At 62.8% G+C, this 18,641-nt stretch carries 20 protein-coding genes; 5 read left to right on the top strand and 15 right to left on the bottom strand.

Annotated features, from left to right (window positions below; all coding sequences use genetic code 11):
* Positions 1–46: 46 nt before the first annotated feature.
* The 5 genes from RA19_RS26105 to RA19_RS07110 form a co-directional block, all read right to left on the bottom strand.
* A complete protein-coding gene (locus RA19_RS26105) occupies positions 47–460 on the bottom strand; it encodes a hypothetical protein (protein ID WP_082020473.1) in 414 nt (137 codons plus the stop codon).
* A 329-nt stretch (positions 461–789) separates the two neighbouring features.
* Positions 790–1,218, bottom strand: a complete 429-nt coding sequence (locus RA19_RS07125) for a DUF1499 domain-containing protein (RefSeq protein WP_446720265.1) — start codon at positions 1,216–1,218, stop codon at positions 790–792.
* Positions 1,219–1,306: 88 nt separating this feature from the next.
* Positions 1,307–2,254: an agmatinase gene (speB, locus tag RA19_RS07120; RefSeq protein ID WP_039161006.1), complete on the bottom strand. Its 948-nt coding sequence runs from the start codon at positions 2,252–2,254 to the stop codon at positions 1,307–1,309.
* Positions 2,247–3,215, bottom strand: coding sequence for an agmatinase (gene speB, locus RA19_RS07115; RefSeq protein WP_039161004.1), 969 nt, complete (start codon positions 3,213–3,215; stop codon positions 2,247–2,249). Before speB (RA19_RS07115) ends, speB (RA19_RS07120) begins: the two co-directional genes overlap by 8 nt.
* A 78-nt stretch (positions 3,216–3,293) precedes the next feature.
* Positions 3,294–4,460 (bottom strand): M20 aminoacylase family protein, encoded by a 1,167-nt coding sequence (locus tag RA19_RS07110; protein ID WP_039161002.1) that lies wholly within the window; start codon positions 4,458–4,460, stop codon positions 3,294–3,296.
* A 63-nt stretch (positions 4,461–4,523) separates the two neighbouring features.
* Here RA19_RS07110 and mazG point away from each other — a divergent pair, with 63 nt between their 5' ends.
* On the top strand, positions 4,524–5,339 hold the full coding sequence (mazG, locus tag RA19_RS07105) for a nucleoside triphosphate pyrophosphohydrolase (RefSeq protein ID WP_039161000.1): 816 nt from the start codon (positions 4,524–4,526) through the stop codon (positions 5,337–5,339).
* A gap of 77 nt (positions 5,340–5,416) precedes the next feature.
* On the opposite strand, the gene RA19_RS07100 is transcribed toward mazG, so the two are convergent.
* Positions 5,417–5,986: a hypothetical protein gene (locus RA19_RS07100; RefSeq protein WP_152615708.1), complete on the bottom strand. Its 570-nt coding sequence runs from the start codon at positions 5,984–5,986 to the stop codon at positions 5,417–5,419.
* A gap of 260 nt (positions 5,987–6,246) precedes the next feature.
* Here RA19_RS07100 and RA19_RS07095 point away from each other — a divergent pair, with 260 nt between their 5' ends.
* On the top strand, positions 6,247–7,188 hold the full coding sequence (locus RA19_RS07095; protein ID WP_039160996.1) for a nucleoside hydrolase: 942 nt from the start codon (positions 6,247–6,249) through the stop codon (positions 7,186–7,188).
* Positions 7,185–7,634: a GNAT family N-acetyltransferase gene (locus tag RA19_RS07090; RefSeq protein WP_039160994.1), complete on the top strand. Its 450-nt coding sequence runs from the start codon at positions 7,185–7,187 to the stop codon at positions 7,632–7,634. Before RA19_RS07095 ends, RA19_RS07090 begins: the two co-directional genes overlap by 4 nt.
* Before the next feature lie 41 nt (positions 7,635–7,675).
* Here RA19_RS07090 and RA19_RS07085 read toward each other — a convergent pair whose 3' ends face one another.
* From RA19_RS07085 to RA19_RS07060, 6 genes are all read right to left on the bottom strand, one after another.
* Positions 7,676–8,128 carry a GNAT family N-acetyltransferase gene (locus RA19_RS07085; RefSeq protein ID WP_039160992.1) on the bottom strand — a complete coding sequence of 151 codons (453 nt, stop codon included), beginning with the start codon at positions 8,126–8,128 and terminating at the stop codon, positions 7,676–7,678.
* 359 nt (positions 8,129–8,487) lie between these two features.
* Positions 8,488–8,946 carry an MEKHLA domain-containing protein gene (locus RA19_RS07080; protein WP_275041723.1) on the bottom strand — a complete coding sequence of 153 codons (459 nt, stop codon included), beginning with the start codon at positions 8,944–8,946 and terminating at the stop codon, positions 8,488–8,490.
* 16 nt (positions 8,947–8,962) lie between these two features.
* Complete coding sequence (locus RA19_RS07075; protein ID WP_039160986.1) at positions 8,963–9,277, bottom strand: hypothetical protein; 315 nt, start codon at positions 9,275–9,277, stop codon at positions 8,963–8,965.
* Between the two features lie 106 nt (positions 9,278–9,383).
* Positions 9,384–10,661: a phosphopyruvate hydratase gene (gene eno / locus RA19_RS07070; protein WP_039160984.1), complete on the bottom strand. Its 1,278-nt coding sequence runs from the start codon at positions 10,659–10,661 to the stop codon at positions 9,384–9,386.
* Positions 10,662–10,834: 173 nt separating this feature from the next.
* A complete protein-coding gene (locus RA19_RS07065; protein WP_039160982.1) occupies positions 10,835–11,728 on the bottom strand; it encodes a DMT family transporter in 894 nt (297 codons plus the stop codon).
* Positions 11,729–11,923: 195 nt separating this feature from the next.
* Positions 11,924–12,337, bottom strand: a complete 414-nt coding sequence (locus RA19_RS07060; protein ID WP_039160980.1) for a Fur family transcriptional regulator — start codon at positions 12,335–12,337, stop codon at positions 11,924–11,926.
* Between the two features lie 351 nt (positions 12,338–12,688).
* On the opposite strand from RA19_RS07060, the gene RA19_RS07055 reads away from it, so the two are divergent.
* Entirely contained in the window at positions 12,689–13,993 is a 1,305-nt protein-coding gene (locus RA19_RS07055) for a DEAD/DEAH box helicase (protein WP_039160977.1), read from the top strand.
* Positions 13,994–14,248: 255 nt separating this feature from the next.
* Here RA19_RS07055 and RA19_RS07050 read toward each other — a convergent pair whose 3' ends face one another.
* Together RA19_RS07050 and RA19_RS07045 are read right to left on the bottom strand one after the other, a co-directional pair.
* Positions 14,249–14,968, bottom strand: a complete 720-nt coding sequence (locus RA19_RS07050; RefSeq protein ID WP_052261686.1) for an endonuclease/exonuclease/phosphatase family protein — start codon at positions 14,966–14,968, stop codon at positions 14,249–14,251.
* Positions 14,969–15,102: 134 nt separating this feature from the next.
* A complete protein-coding gene (locus tag RA19_RS07045; protein WP_039160975.1) occupies positions 15,103–16,521 on the bottom strand; it encodes a protein adenylyltransferase SelO in 1,419 nt (472 codons plus the stop codon).
* Between the two features lie 58 nt (positions 16,522–16,579).
* Here RA19_RS07045 and RA19_RS07040 point away from each other — a divergent pair, with 58 nt between their 5' ends.
* A complete protein-coding gene (locus RA19_RS07040) occupies positions 16,580–16,999 on the top strand; it encodes a cupin domain-containing protein (protein WP_039160973.1) in 420 nt (139 codons plus the stop codon).
* Positions 17,000–17,433: 434 nt separating this feature from the next.
* Here the strand turns inward: RA19_RS07040 and RA19_RS07035 are convergent, their stop codons facing one another.
* Positions 17,434–18,555 carry an anhydro-N-acetylmuramic acid kinase gene (locus tag RA19_RS07035; RefSeq protein ID WP_039160971.1) on the bottom strand — a complete coding sequence of 374 codons (1,122 nt, stop codon included), beginning with the start codon at positions 18,553–18,555 and terminating at the stop codon, positions 17,434–17,436.
* Positions 18,556–18,641 lie beyond the last annotated feature (86 nt).

The following is an 18,641-nucleotide window of genomic DNA, read 5'->3' as shown; positions in this document are numbered from 1 at the left end:
GGCAAAGGCGCCTTTGTTGACGTCACGGAGACAGGATGCCGCTTCATCAATCCACGAATGGGGTGGAGCCATCCCAGGCAGCACCGCTTCCACCCGGCGCCACAACCGGGGCGGCTGGTACTGACGGCGCTGACGGCGCGGTCACTACGTTGTTCTGACCAGTTCCTGCCGCGGCCAAGCCATATTCTCCGGATGCGCAAGAGCCTGAAAAAATCTTGTAGTCCGGTGCCGTTGGTAAAACCCTGATGCTAAAGTCCACAACAGGGCCATTGCCGCAAATCTGGCCGGTAGCAAATGTCCTGATCTCCTGTGCCGTCCAACCTGCACCCGCACTTCCGCTGAACCGGCCATTCCCGTCATTGTCGAATTGCAGTTCATTGCTGGCAGGCACTCCCCCGCAGGCTGCGAGCAGCGCACAACAGGAAAGAGACAGACCAGGCTTGGCAAATCTGGTGATCATGAAAATTTCTCCTTTTTGAAAAAACTCATCCGCCTAGCGCCTTCGCATCTAGTCTTTCAATCGAAACCAAAACCTACTTTTTTATGTCTTCCTGCCCGGGTCAAGGGTGGCGCAGCCACCGCGCGCCAGCGCGGCTTGCCCTTGACGCGGAAGAAACAAACACAATTGAAAACGCGTCTTCAGGGGCAGCCCTGTCCCTGAAGCGCTTCTCAGCCAAAACCATGGCTCACCGGCCTATGGCCGATGAGCCTGCGCCGCGCTTCAGCGCGGCGCCATGCCCAACTGCGAGGGGCTTTTTCGAAAGCCCGCGAACAGGCGGGAGCCCTTGCTCACTCCCCGTTGGAAACAGACTGCGGCGCCGTTTCCATCGCTGCCAGCCAGCCGTTGATCCGCTCCCTGTTGGCCCCCAGATCCGAGCGGCCGAAGCGCAGGCGCGCATAGACCTTCAGCAGGTCGCCGTCCTGCGCCGCTGTGGTGTAGTCGGGAAAGCCCAAGAGCTGTGTCCGGGTGATATAGGTCGCCATTCCGTCCGCCGGCCCGCCCGCCAGCACGCTGGTGCGCGGCGCAGTGCTGGCGATCCGGTGGAAGCGTTCCAGCCCATCCGGGCCTGTGCGCACCACCCGGAACACGCCGCCGCGGAATTCTTTGTCCTCGGTGAATTCCGGCTGGGTGTTCCAGTCCAGCGGATCGCTCGGCGCCAGCCGGATGAACCCCAGCCCGGCCACCACGGCGGCCAGCAGAACCCAGCCGAACAGCATCAGCCGCCTCAATGCGGTTTCAAGGTCAACCCTTGCCTCCTCCTCCCAGCGCGGCCCTCCCCCGGCCATTTGCGTGAGGCCGGACCGCTTATCTCGTTGTCACGCCCGGCAGCACACAGAGCAGCTCATAGAGCAGGTTTGCCCCCACCAAAGCCGTGTTGCCCGAAGGGTCATAAGGCGGCGACACCTCCACCAGGTCGCAGCCAACAATATTGATCCCCTTCAGCGACCGGATCAACTCCAGCGCCTGCGGCGTGGTCAGCCCGCCGATTTCCGGCGTGCCGGTGCCCGGCGCATAAGCCGGGTCCAGACTATCGATATCATAGGTCACATAGACCGGCCTATTGCCGATATCGCGGCGAATTTCCGCACCCATCTGATGCAGCTGCCGGCCCCACAGCTCCTGCGCGGGGAAGTGCTGGAACCCCCAGCTTTGCGCCTCGGAGAAATCGGTGGCCGCATAGCCGGTGCCGCGGATGCCGATCTGATAGGTCTTGTCCGGAACAATCAGCCCTTCCTCATAAGCGCGGCGGAACACGGTGCCATGGGTCTCGCGCTCGCCGAACATCTCGTCGTTCACATCCGCATGCGCGTCCACATGCACCAGCGCAACAGGGCCATACTTTGCGGCAATCGCCCGCAGGATCGGCAGGGTGATCGAATGATCGCCGCCCATTGCCACCGGGATCACCCCGCCGGCCAGGATCGCATCATAGCTTTCCTGGATAATCCGCAGCGATTCCTTAAGCGAAAACGTATTGATCGCCAGATCGCCGATATCGGCAATGTTGAGGCTGTCAAACGGTGCAGCACCCGTGGCCATGTTATAGGGCCGCAGCATCGCGCTTTCGGCGCGGATCTGCTTGGGGCCGAAACGGGTGCCCGACCGCCAGGACGTCCCGATATCCATCGGCACGCCGACAACGGCAACATCCAGCCCCTCCAGCGAGGTCGCCTGCGGCAGCCGCATATAGGTGTTCGGCCCCGAGAACCGGGCCAGGTCATTGCCGCTGATCGGCTGATTGAAGTCAGTCATTGTCTCTCATGTTCCAGCCCAGAAGGCAGATGATTTCCGTCGCCACATGTGCCCCGGCAATAGCAGTTGCGCCGGTTGTGTCAAAGGGGGGAGAAACCTCGACCACGTCGCCACCCTTGATATTGATGCCGGCAATCTCCCGCAGGATGCGCGAGGCCTGCGCCGAAGTCAGCCCGCCCCAGACCGGCGTACCGGTGCCGGGTGCATAGGCAGGGTCCAGGCAGTCGATGTCAAAAGTCAGATAAGTGGGACGGTCCCCCAGGATCGCCTTGATCCGTTTGGCGGTCTCCACCGGCCCGATCTCATGCACTGTCGGCGCGTCGATGATGTTGACCCCCAGGGTATCATCATTGGTGGTGCGGATGCCCACCTGCACCGAGGTGGCCGGATCAACAATCCCCGATTTCACCGCCTTGTAGAACATGGTGCCGTGATCGACCCGGTCCATATTGTCATCCGGCCAGGTGTCGGTGTGGGCATCAAACTGCAGCAGCGAAATCGGCCCGTATCTCTCGGCATAGGCCTTCAGGACCGGGAAGCTGATGTAGTGATCGCCGCCCAGCACCACCGAGGCCGTATCCGTGTCCAGGATACCACGGATATGCTCGGTCAAAGCGCCGGGAAACTCCGGCACATTCGCATGATCAAAAGCCAGATCGCCGTAATCGGCAATTGCCAGCGTGCTCAGCGGCTTATGAGGCCAGCCATAAGGCTCGTCGGGGCTTTGCAGGGTGGACGCCTCGCGGATCGCCCGCGGTCCCAGCCGGGTGCCGGGCCGGTTGGTCACCGCCTGATCAAACGGCACGCCTGTGACGGCAATATCCACACCAGTCAGGTCCTTGGTGTATTTGCGGCGCAGAAAAGACGTGGCCCCGCCAAAGGTGATCTCGAAACTCAGCCCCTTCAAATCCTCGCGGGTGAAGGCGTGGTCGATCATATGTTTCGCGTCTTCCAATGCCATGGCAGTGCGTCCCTGTTGTGATGCGTTGTTTTTGATCAAATACCCGCTTCGCAGGCGTCTGTCATCTACCCTGAAGGCTTAGCTGCCCGACGGCTGCGCCCGCTCCACCAGGCGGGCAAAGAAGGACGCGCCGACCGGGGCGATGTCGTCGTTAAAATCGTACTTCGGGTGATGCAGCCCGGCGGTATCACCCTGCCCCAGGAACAGATACGACCCGGGCCGCGCCTGCAGCATATAGGCAAAATCTTCGGCACCCATCTCGCGCCCGCCCTCAGGCTCAACATTGCCCTCGCCAGAGATCTCCTTGGCGACCTCCACCGCAAAGGCTGTCTTCTCTGTATCGTTGAAGGTTGCCGGATAGCCGACCTCATAGTCCAGCTCCGCCTCAACGCCATAACTGGCCGCCTGCCCCGCCACGATCTCCTTCATCCGCCGCATCACCATCTTCTGCACCTCCGGATTGAAGGTGCGCACAGTGCCGTTGATGTAGGCAGTATCCGGGATCACATTGTCGACGGTGCCGGTGTGGATCTGGGTGACCGAGACCACCAGATCCTCCAGGGTGTGGTGGTTGCGGGACACAATCGTCTGGATCGCCTGGGCCATGCCGCAGGCCGCCATCACCGGGTCGCGGGTTTCATGCGGCATAGCGCCATGGCCGCCCTGACCTTGAATATGGATGTGGAACGTATCCACAGCGGCCATCAGCGCGCCGGGCGTGGTCAGGAAGTTTCCAACCGGCAGCCCCGGCGCGTTGTGCAGCGCATAGACCTCACCGATATCAAAACGCTCCATGATGCCTTCCTCGACCATGATGCGGGCACCGCCGATGGCCTCCTCGGCAGGCTGGAAGATCAGCGCCACCCGGCCCGAGAAGTTGCGCGTCTCCGCCAGATACTTCGCCGCCCCCAAAAGCATCGTGGTGTGACCGTCATGGCCGCAGGCATGCATGTTGCCTTCATGGCCGGAAACATACTCCACCCCGGTTTCCTCCGGGATCGGCAGCGCATCCATGTCGGCACGCAGGCCAATGGTCGGCCCCTCACCCTGCCCGTTGATGATCGCCACCATGCCGGTCTGCGCGATGCCCTCATGCAGTTCATCCACGCCAAACTCCCGCAGCCGCTCCGCCACAAAGGCAGCGGTCTTGGGCAGGTCCAGCGCCAGCTCGGGGATCTGGTGCAGATGCCGCCGCCAGGTCTTCATCTCTTCGGCGTAATCCGCGATACGGTTCACAACGGGCATTGGGGTGGACTCCTGCTCCAGACTCGGGATGATGCATCTGACACCCAAACAAGAGCAGCCGCAATGCCCCAAACAGACATGATCCACGATGAAACCGCAGGCATCGAGCGCCTCTTGGAAATCATGGCCCGCCTGCGTGATCCGCAATCCGGCTGCCCCTGGGACATCGAACAGAATTTCGCCACCATCGCCCCCTACACCATTGAAGAGGCTTACGAAGTTGCCGATGCAATCGAACGCGAGGCCTGGGACGAGCTGAAGGGGGAATTGGGCGATCTCTTGTTCCAGTCCGTCTTCCACGCCCAGATGGCGCAGGAGGCGGGCCACTTCTCCTTCCAGGACGTGGTCACCACCATGTCCAACAAGATGGTCTCGCGCCATCCGCATGTGTTCGGGGATGAAAGCCGCGAAAAATCCGCCGACCAGCAGACCAAGGACTGGGAGGCGATCAAGGCGGCAGAACGCGCCGGCAAGGAACAGAAAGGCACCCTGGACGGCGTGGCAGTCGGCCTGCCCGCCTTGCTGCGTGCCTACAAGCTGCAGAAGCGCGCCGCCCGTGTCGGCTTTGACTGGCCTTCTGCGGATAACGTTATCGCCAAGATAACCGAAGAATGCGCCGAACTGGTCGAGGCCCGCGATACGCTCACGCACGCCGAAGTCGAAGAGGAATTCGGCGACCTGCTGTTTGTGATGGCCAACCTTGGCCGCCACATGGGTGTCGAGCCCGAAGCCGCCCTGCGCGCTGCCAATGCCAAATTCACCCGCCGCTTCGAAGGGGTCGAAACCAAGCTCGCCGCCCGCGGCAAACGCCCCGAGGACAGCGATCTGGCCGAAATGGACGCCCTTTGGGACGAGGTGAAAGCAGACGAGCGCAGCTAAGCACGCCTAACAGCTTCTTCTTTGTCTAAATACTCAAATCCCGGCGGCACAGCCGCCGGGAACTCCGGACATCGGGATCAGACCAGGCTCGCCTTCTTCAATGAGGAGGAAATCGCCTTGTAATCCTCGATGATCTTTTCCTTCTTCATCAGCTCCTTCCAGAGCTTCTCGCCGGTCTTCTTGTCGTCGACAGCGATATTGACCATCACCTCTTTCAGCTTCTTCACATCGGTGATGCCCAAGAGCTTGGCTGCCTTCTTGGGGTCGCCCATGCCGTTCTCAGCCACGTATTTCTTGTATTCGTCGCTGCCGGTGAATCCCATGACATCCTTGTTCAGCATGCTGATGACTTCTTTCTTGCCGGTCTCGATGATCTTCTTCCAGCCGCCGTCGGCAAAATTGTTCTGATCCGCCAGTTCCTTGGCCGCCTTATAGGTCTTGGAGGTGATATTGACCGGTTCCTTACCCTTCTTCTGGTCCATGTAACGGGTCCAGAGCGACTCCGCGTTGCCCTTGTTCTGGGTGAACATGAACTCGTTCAGGCAAAAGCGCCGCTTGCAGTAATCCATGTAAGCGGCGGTCATTTTCTTGTCTTTCAGGATATCGCCAACAGCTTTGGGCTCTTTCGGCATTTTCTTATTCCCCATTCAAAATCAACAACGTGCATTCCCCGGCAAAACCGCGCCGCACCAATACCGCCCGCACCGGGCCAAACAGAATTCCGCATCGGCCGCCGGGCCATCCCGCCCGGGCTTCCGTTGCGTCACCCAAACATAGAAATCAAACGCAGCCGCCGTAAACATCCGCCGCAGAAAATCTCCGGAAATTTGCACAGACCTGCCCGGCAGCGGTTCAATCCCGGGCGGACACAGCGTAGGCTCACAGCTCAGCCGCAGCGGAGCAAGCCATGAGTGCCAGGAAAATCATCATCGACACTGATCCGGGCCAGGACGATGCGGTCGCCATCCTGCTGGCGCTGGCCAGCCCTGATGAGCTGGATCTTTTGGGCATCACCTGCGTTGCCGGCAATGTGCCGCTGGAACTCACCAGCAAAAACGCCCGCATCACCTGCGAGGCGGCAGGAAAAACCGATGTGCCCGTCTATGCAGGCAGCAACGCGCCGCTGTCACGGCCGCTGATCACCGCCGAGCATGTGCACGGGCAGACCGGCCTCGACGGCCCGGAACTGTGGGAGCCGCAGATGCCGCTGGCCGAGGGCCACGGCGTCGATTTCATTATTGGCACCTTGCGCCGCGAAGCACCGGGCACCGTCACGCTTTGCACGCTGGGCCCGCTCACCAACATCGCCGCTGCCTTCAACCGCGCCCCGGACATCATCGAACGGGTGCAGGAAGTTGTAATGATGGGCGGCGCCTATTTCGAGGTCGGCAACATCACCCCGGCTGCAGAATTCAACATCTACGTCGACCCGGAAGCCGCTGAAATTGTTTTCAGATCCGGCGCTCCGACCACCGTCATGCCGCTTGATGTGACGCATAAGGTGCTGGCCACAAAACCCCGCGTCGAGACCATCCGGGCGCTCAACACCCGCGTCGGCCATTTCACCGCCGAAATGCTCGATTTCTTCGAACGTTTTGATGTTGAGAAATACGGCTCTGAAGGCGGCCCGCTGCACGACCCCTGCGTGATCGCCTGGCTGCTCAAGCCTGAACTGTTCTCCGGCCGCGGTGTGAATGTGGAAGTCGAAACCCGATCAGACCTCACCCTCGGCATGACCGTCGCCGATTGGTGGGGCGTCACCGACCGCGCCCCCAATGCTCTGTTCATCGGTGACGCAGACGCAGACGGCTTCTTCAACCTCCTGACCGAAAGGCTCGCCCGCCTATGAGCGCCGCCCTGCATCTCGCCAAGCCCGAGCATCTGGACAGGGTGCTCTCGCTGGTTGCCGCCTTCCATGCCGAGTCCGGTCTGGACAGCACCGACGAGCACCGCCGCGCCGGCATCGAGCCGCTGCTGAACGGCCACCCCTATGGCGCCGTCTACCTGATCGGCCCCACCCGAGCGCCGATCGGTTACATCGTCATCACCTTCGGCTGGTCGGTAGAGTTCGGCGGCATGGACGGCTTTGTGGATGAGCTCTACATCCGCCCCGCCGTGCGCGGCCGCGGTATCGCCACAGAGGTGCTGACCGAACTGCCCAAATCGCTTGCAGGCGCCGGTATGCGCGCCCTGCATCTGGAGGTGGACCGCGAGAACGAAACCGCGCAGCGGCTTTACCTGCGCACCCGGTTTCAGCCGCGCGGCAAATACATCCTGATGACCAAGGAACTTTAAGTTCCCCTGCTCCGCCGCTTTCTGTGCTGGTTTCCGGTTCCCTAAAGCAGAAACCGGAGCCGCGGCCCCACCTCGGTGAAACCGCAGCGCTGATAGAAGGCCAGCGTGCGCTGCCAGGCTGGCTGATCGGGCGCCCCGACTTCCAGCCGTTTCCAGCCCTGACGGCGCCCATGCTCCGCCGCAGCATCAACGAGCGCCGCAGCCGTCCCTTGCGAGCGCCACTCCGGCTCCACAAACAGTTCAGTGATCTCCCCGAAGCGCCCGCCGGCATAAACCGCGGCGCATTTGTTCAGCATCAGCACGCCAACCGGCCTCTCCAAGCTGTAAGCTGCAAATCCGCAGACACGGCCCGAGGCCAGCAGGTCGCGGGCCACAGGCTCCAGCGGTGCTGGATCACAGGGCTCGCCGCCTGACAATTCCTCCAGCAGCGCAGCGATGAAGCGCGCGGCCAGATCTGCGCTGTCCGCTTCCAGCGGCTGAACACGTATCGGCATGCCTGACAAGTCAGCCTCCTGAAACCAAATTGATAATTTGATCAAATACTAGGTTTCAAGCAAGCCGGCGTCCAGCCCGGATTACAGGATCAAAGTCCCGGCAGCTGCATGTAGCCCGCGGACATGTTCATCCGCATTACCGGATCGCTTGCGGAAGCAGGCTGGCCGCTGAAGGGATAGACCCCTGTTCCGCTGCATCCCAGAAGTGTTGAAAGAATTGCACAGATCGCCACTGTGCGCAGAACCCGCATCGTCATGGCCTGTTCCCCTTTCCCGCAGCACCTGCTGCGCAAGGAAAACTTAACATAACGCTGATGTGAGCGTCTGTGATCCCGGCCACACACGGCCCGGAAAAGCTGTTACAGAAACACGTAGTCCTGGAAGGTCGCCGCCTCGCCCAGCTTTTCCCCCTCCGGCCCCAGCAGCGGCCAGATCACCGCGTTCCGGATCTCGAACCGGCGCCCCGAAGCGCTGATCCGCACACCTGCGTAATTGCTGATAAACCCCTTGGCCCGCATCTCGGCAAACATCGCATCCCGCTGCCCCCGGTGGGCTGGCTCCGCCGTCAGCCGCGACGGCATCGAAGTGAGCTGGTCCCAGCCCATCTCCCACAGTTTCTGCGCTGCCAAATTCCCGTAGGTCAAGATGGGGTCAGCGTCCGTGTTGTGGGACAGCACCGGAAACGGCGCCTGATACAGTGCTTCGCCGCCCCCGCCTTCCAGCAGCCTGCGGCCTGTCACCTTAGCAAAGGACGACAACAGCAGATCTGAGTGAGCCGTTTGAAAGCCATTTTCCAGACAAGGGGTTTTCAATTGCACCGCCACTCTCAACGCCTCAATACGGCAAGCATTTCTTGCCAGCGGTCTGTTCCAGTTTCTTGATCTGGCGGCTGGCGCGCCCCTTGGGCTTCAGGGCATTGGCTTCTTCTTCGCGGTCGATCCCGTCGTTCCAGCTCTGGAACAGAAGCCCCTGCACGTCGTCATCCAGGATGTCTTGCGCCAGATCATAAATGCACAGGCACATCTCCATACCTGGCGCTGCACCGTCGCGGTGCTTTGCAAGGTTCCGGCAGGTTTCTTTTGCACTCGGTGCAGCTGTTGCGGCGCCGGCACCCAGCGAAATCAGCACGGAAAGGAAAATGGTTTTCATCTATTTGTCCGGTATCTGTAAAAGAATACCCCCGGGCCTTGTCCGGCCCGGGGGCTGTTGCGCCCCAGCCTTGCCGGGGCACCGCAGAAGTGTCAAGCGGCTGGGATCAGCGCTTCAGGATCGAGCGGCCCGCGTATTCGGCCACTTCACCCAGCATTTCCTCGATGCGGATCAGCTGGTTGTATTTCGCGAGCCGGTCGGAGCGCGCCAGCGAGCCGGTTTTGATCTGGCCGCAGTTGGTGGCCACAGCCAGGTCGGCGATGGTGGCGTCCTCGGTCTCGCCCGAGCGGTGCGACATCACGTTGGTGTAGCGCGCGCGGTGGGCCATATCGACTGCCTTCAGGGTCTCGGTCAGCGAGCCGATCTGGTTCACCTTGACCAGCATCGAGTTCGCAACGCCGCGCTCGATGCCATCGGCCAGGCGCGCCGGGTTGGTCACGAACAGGTCGTCGCCCACCAGCTGCACAGAGTCGCCGATCTTGTCGGTCAGCAGTTTCCAGCCGTCCCAGTCGTCCTCGGACATGCCGTCTTCGATGGAGATGATCGGATAGTCGTTGACCAGCGCCGCCAGATAGTCGGCGTTTTCCTCGGAGGTCAGGGTCTTGCCTTCGCCGGACAGAACATAGTTGCCGTCCTTGTAGTATTCGGTCGCCGCGCAATCGAGCGCCAGGTAGATCTCTTCACCCGGCTTGTAGCCTGCTTTCTCGATCGACTTCAGGATGAAGTCCAGCGCTTCGCGGGAGGAGCCGATGTTGGGGGCAAAGCCGCCCTCGTCGCCGATGCCGGTGCTAAGGCCCGCGGCGGACAGTTCTTTCTTCAGGGTGTGGAACACTTCGGAGCCCATGCGCACCGCTTCGCGGATGTTGCTGGCTGCCACCGGCATGATCATGAATTCCTGAATGTCGATCGGGTTGTCGGCATGCTCGCCGCCGTTGATGATGTTCATCATCGGCACCGGCAGCACGCGCGCCGAGGTGCCGCCGATGTAGCGGTAGAGCGGCTGGGTGGTGAAATCAGCGGCTGCCTTGGCCACCGCCATCGACACGCCCAGGATCGCGTTGGCGCCCAGACGGCCTTTGTTCTCGGTGCCATCCAGCTCGATCATCGCGGTATCAACGGCAACCTGCTCGGTTGCGTCAAAGCCGACCAGCTCTTCGGCGATTTCGCCGTTCACCGCAGCAACCGCTTCCAGCACGCCTTTGCCCATGTAGCGGGACTTGTCGCCGTCGCGCTTTTCCACCGCCTCATAGGCACCGGTCGAGGCGCCCGAAGGCACGGCGGCGCGGCCCATGGTGCCGTCTTCCAGGATCACGTCGACCTCAACCGTCGGGTTGCCCCGGCTGTCGAGGATCTCACGGGCGTGAATGTCGATAATGGTGCTCATCTGTCCATCCTTGGTTGGGCCTGAAAGAGGCGCGTTCTGTTGCCAGCGTCATACCAGCCGCTGCCGGAAAGTAAACCGGCATCGTTATCGCTAACACGCATAAAAGCGGCGGTTTAGGGCTAACATTGCCCTGTTTGCGCCAACAGGGTCAGACAAATGCGCGCGGCGCTGCCTTAGGCCGCAGCCGCCGCTGCACGGCGGGCCCGCCGTGCCAGCCGCTGCTCGCGGACAAAGGTGTAAAGGCCGGATCCGATAATCAGTGAAGCGCCTGTCAGGGTCAGTGTATCCGGGCGTTCTCCAAAAACGATGACGCCAACCAGAATCGAGAACAGCAGCCGTGTGTAGCGGAACGGTGTAACGGCCGAGGCGTCGCCGATCCGCATGGCAACGACAATGCCGTAATACCCAAGCACGCCAAAGATACAGCCGCCCAGCAGCATTCCGTATTCGGTCCCGTCCAGCATCCGCGGCGCGCCCGGTGTGAAGGCCAGCAGCAGCGCCCCTGCTGCGATCAGCGAGAGATAGGCTTGAAAACTTACGACCGATGACGGCACCGCACTGTCCATGACCCGGGTCATCAGATCACGGGTCGCCACGCCCAGCACGGCAATCACGACCAGCAGGGCTGCCGGTTCGAAGCTGTCCAGGCCAGGACGGATAATCAGCAGAACCCCCGCAAAGCCCACGCAAATCGCCAGCCAGCGGCGCCAGCCGACTTCCTCGCCCAGGAACAGCGCAGCCCCCATGGTTACCACCAGCGGCATTGCCTGGAAAACAGCCGCCACGGTGGAGATATCAACCAGCGCCAGCGCCGAGGCAAAGGCCATAGCGGAAACTGCTTCCGTGCTGGCCCGCAGCACCGGCTTCATCCGCCAGGCGCGCGGCGCAAACAGAGCATTGCCCTGCATCTTTGCCATCACCGCAAAGACCAGCCCGCAGCCGAGACCAAGGCAGATCAGGATTTGCCCGACCGGCACCGTGCCCGACAAGCGTTTGATGAACATATCTTCAAGCGTGAAAAACGCCATCGAGGCGATGACCAGCAAAATGCCGTGCAGGTTGTTCATGTTCGCGCGTCCCGTATTCCGGACCGGCTGCTTGCCGGGCCATCCAGGCAAAAAACATCAGCGCCCAGACGCGGGCAACTCCGTTTCCGACCCGCTTTAATGACAAGACGTGAGTATACACATCAACATCTGTGATGGTTGGTGCTATTCTGCGCCCGGCCGCCTCCGGAAAACAGCGTGCCGCAACCAGTTAGCTTAGCCGTCTTTGCGCGGCACCCCGTACAGTTCCAGCTTATGGCCGCGCAGCTCATAGCCCAGTTTGCGGGCAATCTTCTCCTGCAGCGCCTCGATCTCGGGATCGCAGAACTCGATCACCGCACCGGTGTTCAGGTCGATCAGATGGTCGTGATGCTCGCGCTCGGCATCCTCGTACCGCGCCCGCCCGTCGCCGAACTCCAGCCGCTCCAGAATGCCGGCCTCTTCGAACAGCTTCACCGTGCGATAGACTGTGGCAATCGAAATGCCTGCATCCATCGCGCTGGCGCGGGCATAAAGCTCCTCCACATCCGGATGATCATCGCTCTCCTGCAGCACCCGTGCAATCACACGGCGCTGGCCGGTCATGCGCAGCCCCTTGGCTTCGCAGCGGGCGATAATCGTCTCTGGCATCGGTGTCCTCATGAAGTTCTGGTCCACCTCTTTAACGGATGCCAAAGGCCGCGAAAACCGGGTTTCTGACGGATATTGGCTTGACATGCGCTTTATCCACAGCCATGTGGCGCCCAGGCATCCCTCCCTGCCGCGTGAGCAGAGACCGAAAACCGGCCGCACCGCAACAGCGTGCTGAACCGTCCGGGGTCTAGTGACATGCCGCCGTTCCCAAAATCACGCGTGGGGATTGCAGAGGCCAGCGGCCTGGCATCCGGCCAGCGCGCGTGTGAGGCCCCTGCCCCGCAAGACACCGCTGCACAGGCAGCGGCACCGGCCCGTGCTGCATGGCGGGCTGTGAAAGGACGAGACGTGACAGAATTTTCGACCATGGGGCTGCCAGAAAAGCTCCTGAACCGCCTGAAAGACATGGGTTTGAACGACCCCACCCCGATCCAGGCCCGCGCCATTCCGCATGCGCTGAACGGCAAGGACGTGCTGGGCCTGGCCCAGACCGGCACCGGCAAAACCGCAGCCTTTGGCGTGCCGCTGGTGGCCCGCATGCTGGAGTACGGCCGCAAGCCCGCTGCGATGACTGTGCGCGGCCTGGTGCTGGCGCCCACCCGCGAGCTGGCCAACCAGATCGCCGACACCCTGAAAGGGCTGACCGAAAACACCCCGATGAAGGTCGGCCTGGTGGTCGGCGGTGTCTCCATCAACCCGCAGATTGCCCGCATCGCCAAGGGCACCGACATCCTGGTCGCCACCCCGGGCCGCCTGATCGACATCCTCGACCGCGGCGCGCTGGACCTCGGCTCCTGCGACTTCCTGGTGCTGGACGAGGCCGACCAGATGCTGGATCTCGGCTTCATCCACACTCTGCGCAAGATCGCGGCGCTGATCCCGGATGAGCGCCAGACCATGCTGTTCTCGGCCACCATGCCCAAGCAGATGAACGAGATCGCCAACTCCTACCTGCAAAGCCCGGTCCGGATCGAGGTTTCACCCCCGGGCAAAGCTGCCGACAAGATCACCCAGTCGGTGCATTTCATCGCCAAGGCGGAGAAGCTCTCGCTTCTGAAAGAGCTGCTGGACGCCCACAAGGATGAGCGCACCCTGGTCTTCGGCCGCACCAAATGGGGCATGGAAAAGCTGATGAAGACGCTGGAAAAATCCGGCTTCGCAGCTGCCGCCATCCATGGCAACAAAAGCCAGGGCCAGCGCGAACGCGCCTTGGCCGCCTTCAAGGCCGGCGAGATCAAGGTGCTGGTGGCCACCGACGTCGCGGCCCGCGGCCTCGACATCCCGGACGTGAAATACGTCTACAACTACGAATTGCCCAATGTGCCGGACGCCTATGTCCACCGCATCGGCCGCACCGCGCGGGCCGGCAAGGACGGCCAGGCCGTGGCCTTCTGCGCTCCGGACGAAATGGATGACCTGAAAGCAATCCAGAAAGTGATGAAGCTCTCCATCCCCGTGGCCTCCGGCCGCGCCTGGGAAGCCATGCCGGATCCGGCAGCCCCGGCAGGCAAACCGGGCGGCCGCCGCGGCGGCCCCGGCGGCAAGCCGGGCGGTTTCAGGCGCCGCGGCGGGGGCGGCGGCGGACAGGGCAAACCCCAAGGCGGCAAGCCGGGCGGCCAGCGCCGCGGCGGCGCCAAACAGCGCGCCCGCTGACCACCAGCGCTCTCCGGCAGCGCCGGGTCAAGGGGCCCGCAGGGACCGCGCGGTACGCGCGGCTTGCCCTTGACGCGGTGATGGCGGACATCACACTTGCACCGGCGTCTTGAGGGGCAGTTCTGCTCCTCAAGCGCTTCTCAGCCAAAATCTTCCGCGCTGCGCAGCAGCGCCACGCCCAAGGCCGCAAAAAAGGCGGATTGGTGCAGCCGATCCGCCTGCGGGCGCGGGAGCCCCTGCCCTCTCTTCATCACATCACGCCAGCTGCAAGTCCGCCCAGACCGGCAGATGGTCCGAGGCGATATGCGCAGGCCGCCGCTCATGCACCCCATGCGCCACCGCTTTCAGCCGCCGGCAATGGGCAATACGGTCCAAGGCGCCCAGAGGCCGCAGCGCCGGGAAACTTGCCTTTGCAGGCAGGAAAGTCAGCGCCGGCGCGATATGCTCCAGCACCGGCGTGCGCGACCATTCATTGAAATCACCTGCCAGCACGACGGCACAATCCTCCGCCTCCGCCGCCCGCGCCAGCGCATGCATCTGCTCGCGCCGGGCGCGGCCGGTCAGCCCCAAATGGGCGCCGACCACTTTCAGCGGCCCCAAAGGGCTGTCCAGCAGCACCCAGACCGCGCCGCGCGGCTCCAGCCCAGGCAGCGGGATATGGCCTTTGTCCCGCAACGCCACGCCGCCCCGGAACAGCACCGCGTTTCCATGCCAGCCCAGCGATCCCGCTCCGCCCAGATCCGCAGCCTGCCAGCCGGTTTCCTCAACCAGAAAAAGCGGCAGCGCCGCGGGCCGCGGCGGCAGCCGTTTGTCAGCTTCCTGCAGCACCGCAATATCCGCGCACAGGCCTTCGAGCACCTGCAGCGTGCGTTCAGGTCGGCGGCGCAGATCCATGCCTATGCATTTCTGGATGTTGTAGCTGGCAATCCGCAGGCTGCCCGGCGGCTGGTGTGATATCTGCGGATCCCGGCCCATGCCCCAGTTTGCGACGGGAGCGGCCCTGGCACAACCGTTTCGCCCTCAGGAAGGTGGAACGGGGGCTGTCTGCCCCCTCTTGAGCTTTCAGCTCAATTCACCCCCGAGGATATTTTCAGCAAGAAGAAGAGGGATCAGGTTCCGCAGAAGGTTGCCTGCACCACTTCTTCCGGCAGTGGCGGGCGCTGCAGTTCCATATGCTCCGGCTGATCTTCATAAGGCGCGGCCAGAACCGCATTCAGCCGGTGGAACAGCGCGTAATCTCCCGCAACGGCAGCGGCGATCATTTCTTCGATCCGGTGGTTGCGCGGTATGAAGGCCGGGTTGGCGGCGCGCATCACTGCCGGCGGGTCCAGTTCACTTTCCAGCCTCGCTTGCCAGCCTTCCGCCCAGCCGTCAAAGGCCGCCGGGTCGGTGAATTGATCCCGCACTGTACCATCCGCCAGCGCCCGGAACGTATTGGTGAAATCGCTCTGGTTCTCCGCCATCAGCCCCAGCAGAGAAGTGACCAGTTCCAGATCCCCCTCTTGCGCAGAGGAGATCCCCAGCTTGGCACGGAACCGCGTCAGCCAGGCGGCCTCAGTCAGCTGCGGCATCGCATGCACGATCTCTGTTGCCTCCTCGACGCCGGCTTCCGGGTCTTCCAACTGCTGGATCAGAGCCGTTGCCAGCTGCGCCAGGTTCCAGACAGCTATCGTCGGCTGGTTGGCATAGGCATAGCGGCGGCCGCGGTCGATGGACGAAAACACCGTGTGCGGATGATAAACGTCCATAAAGGCGCAAGGACCATAGTCGATGGTCTCGCCCGAGATCGAGAAATTGTCGGTGTTCATCACCCCATGGATGAAGCCCACAGCCATCCAAGCAGCTATCAGTTCGGACTGCGCATCGCGCACCGCACGCAAAAGCCCCATTGGGCCATCAGCTCCGGGGTAATGGCGGGCAATGGCATAGTCCGTCAGCTGCCGCAGGCTGTGCTTGTCGCCGCGGGCGGCAAAGATCTGAAACGTGCCCACCCGCAGGTGGCTCGATGCCACCCGGGTCAGCACCGCACCGGGCATGCCGCCCTCGCGCCAGACCGTTTCCCCGGTCTCCACCGCCGCCAGAGCGCGGGTGGTCGGGATCCCAAGCGCATGCATCGCTTCGCTCACCACATATTCGCGCAGCACCGGCCCCAGCCAGGCCCGCCCGTCGCCATTGCGGGAATATGGCGTGCGGCCGGAACCCTTCAGCTGGATGTCCCGCCGCTTGCCATCAGTGCCCACCGTTTCACCCAGCAAGATCGCCCGCCCGTCGCCCAGCTGCGGATTGTAGGTACCGAACTGATGGCCGGAATAAAGCTGCGCCAGCGGCTCCGCCCCCTCCGGCACATGATTGCCGCCAAAAACCCCGGCCATCTCTTCCGCCTCGCCCGGCGATACACCCAAAACCCGCGCCAGATCCTCGTTGAAGGCCACAAGTTCCGGCGCCTTCACCGGCTGCGGCGGCAGTTTGCTGTAGAAGCCGTCCGGCAGGGCAGCGTAAGTATTGTCAAAGGGGATCGTGAGTGTCATGGCCCAAACATATGCGCAGGATATGGATTTACCAGCGCCAAAATCAGGGAGAGCAGCGATGAACGCGGATCAGATCATTGACCATTTGGGCCTGCAGCAGCACCCCGAGGGCGGCTGGTACAAGGAGACCTGGCGCGCATCGAATGAAGGCCGCCCCGCAGGCACCTGTATTTACTTCCTTTTAAAGGAAGGCGAGAGCAGCCATTGGCACCGCGTCGATGCCAGCGAAATCTGGCTTTACCATGCAGGTGCGCCGCTGGTTCTGTCTATGGCGGCAACCGATGAGGGCCCGGCGGAGGATCACCTGCTGACCCCGGACCTGACCAAGGGCGCACCGCAGCTGATCGTGCCGGAAGGCCACTGGCAGGCAGCCCGCACCACAGGTGAATATACGCTGGTCAGCTGCACCGTCTCCCCCGGCTTTCAATTCGAGGGTTTTGAGCTGGCTGCGCCCGGTTTCGACATTCCGCGCGGCTGAGGACAGCCCAATTGCGGCGGTTTCAGTTGCTGGCCATGTCTGCGCGCATCAAGCCCGCCGCATTTGTAAAGCCGCCGCCACAGCATGCCTTGCAGCCCGATCCGAAGCAGCAGGGCCTTCAGGTTTGGCGCTCTCAAATAGGAGCAGCGGCAGCCTGTGCTGCAAAACGGGCCACCGCCCTTGACGGCCGCCTGGTGCGCGTGCGGTCCTGACGTGCCCAGGCCATGGATCATTCTGCCCTGAATGCGCCCACCCTATAACGGCCGGCCTTTCCTCGCCCGCTTCAACCGTTGCGGTCCCTGCCAGCGGTGCAACCAAGCCTCTGCAGGCATATCAGCGCGGACCGCCTGCCGGACTTGCCAGGTTTCATAAGCCTGCTGCTCTGTCAGAGCAGGCATTGCCATCAGCGCCTGCCCGGCCGCACGGCAACGGCCTTAATCCCCTGCCTCTGCTCTAGGCACGCTCACCACCCCGCCGCCGACACAGGCGCTGACTCCCGTAGTCCCAGGCGCCGAGGTCGGCATCCCGCGCGCCACCCGCACCGCAAGATGGGCAAAGGCCTGCGCCTCCAGCATGTCGCCGTCGAGGCCTGCCTCCTCAACGGGTTTCACCGGGCAGTCGAGCGAAACCCGCAGCATCTCCATCAGCACCGGATTGCGCCGCCCGCCGCCGGTGGCCAGCACCATCTCCGGCGGCTCCGGGCAATGCTGCATGCCCTGCGCGACGGACGCTGCGCACATCGCCGTCAGTGTCGCGGCGGCATCGGCATCGCTCAGCTCGCGCACCAGGGTGACCATCTCGGCAAAATCATTCCGGTCCAGCGACTTGGGCGGTATTCTTGAGAAATAGGGCTCGGCCAGGAACAGCTCCAGCGCACCAGTCTCCACAGTGCCGGACATTGCCACCTTGCCATCCGCGTCCCAGGGAATGCCCAGCCGCTCCTGCACCAGATCATTGACCGGCGCATTGGCCGGGCCCGTGTCAAACGCCAGCAGCGCGCCCGGCTCCTCGGGCCGGTCAAAGCGCGGATCAACATAGGTGATATTGCCGACGCCGCCGAGATTCAGAAAGCACAGCGGCTTCTCAGCGCCGATGTATTTCGCACAGGCAAAGTGAAAGAACGGCGCCAGCGGCGCGCCCTCGCCGCCCATCGCCACATCATCAGAGCGGAAATCCCAGACCACAGGCTTGCCCAGGCGTTCCGCCAAAGCCGCCCCGTCGCCGACCTGCAATGTGCCCTGCAACCGCGGCGCGTGAGCCAGGGTCTGACCGTGAAACCCGACGATCTCCACGTCTGTGAATTCCGTCAGCGCTGCCGCATGGGCCGCGTCGCAGACCTCAGCTGCAGCCTCCACCTCGGGTCCGGTCCAATTGCCCAGCCCGGCGCGCAAAACACTGCGCTCCCGCACCGAATACTCGCGGTATCTGCTCTCCCCGAACCCGCTGATGCGCTCCCCATCGGTCACCACCACCGCCGCATCCACACCGTCCAGCGAGGTGCCGCTCATCGCGCCAAGCGCCCGCACCGGCCCGGTTTTTGCAATGGCTCTGCTCATTTCCACCCTCATCGCACATTTGCCGGGCTGTCCCGCCCGTTCGCCCGCCATGTTACCGCGCATATTTTGCCGGGAAAACAGGTTCC

It is taken from the genome of Leisingera sp. ANG-M1, assembly GCF_000813745.1.
Classification (GTDB): Bacteria; Pseudomonadota; Alphaproteobacteria; order Rhodobacterales; family Rhodobacteraceae; genus Leisingera.
This window is presented reverse-complemented; position numbering and strand designations above follow the sequence as displayed.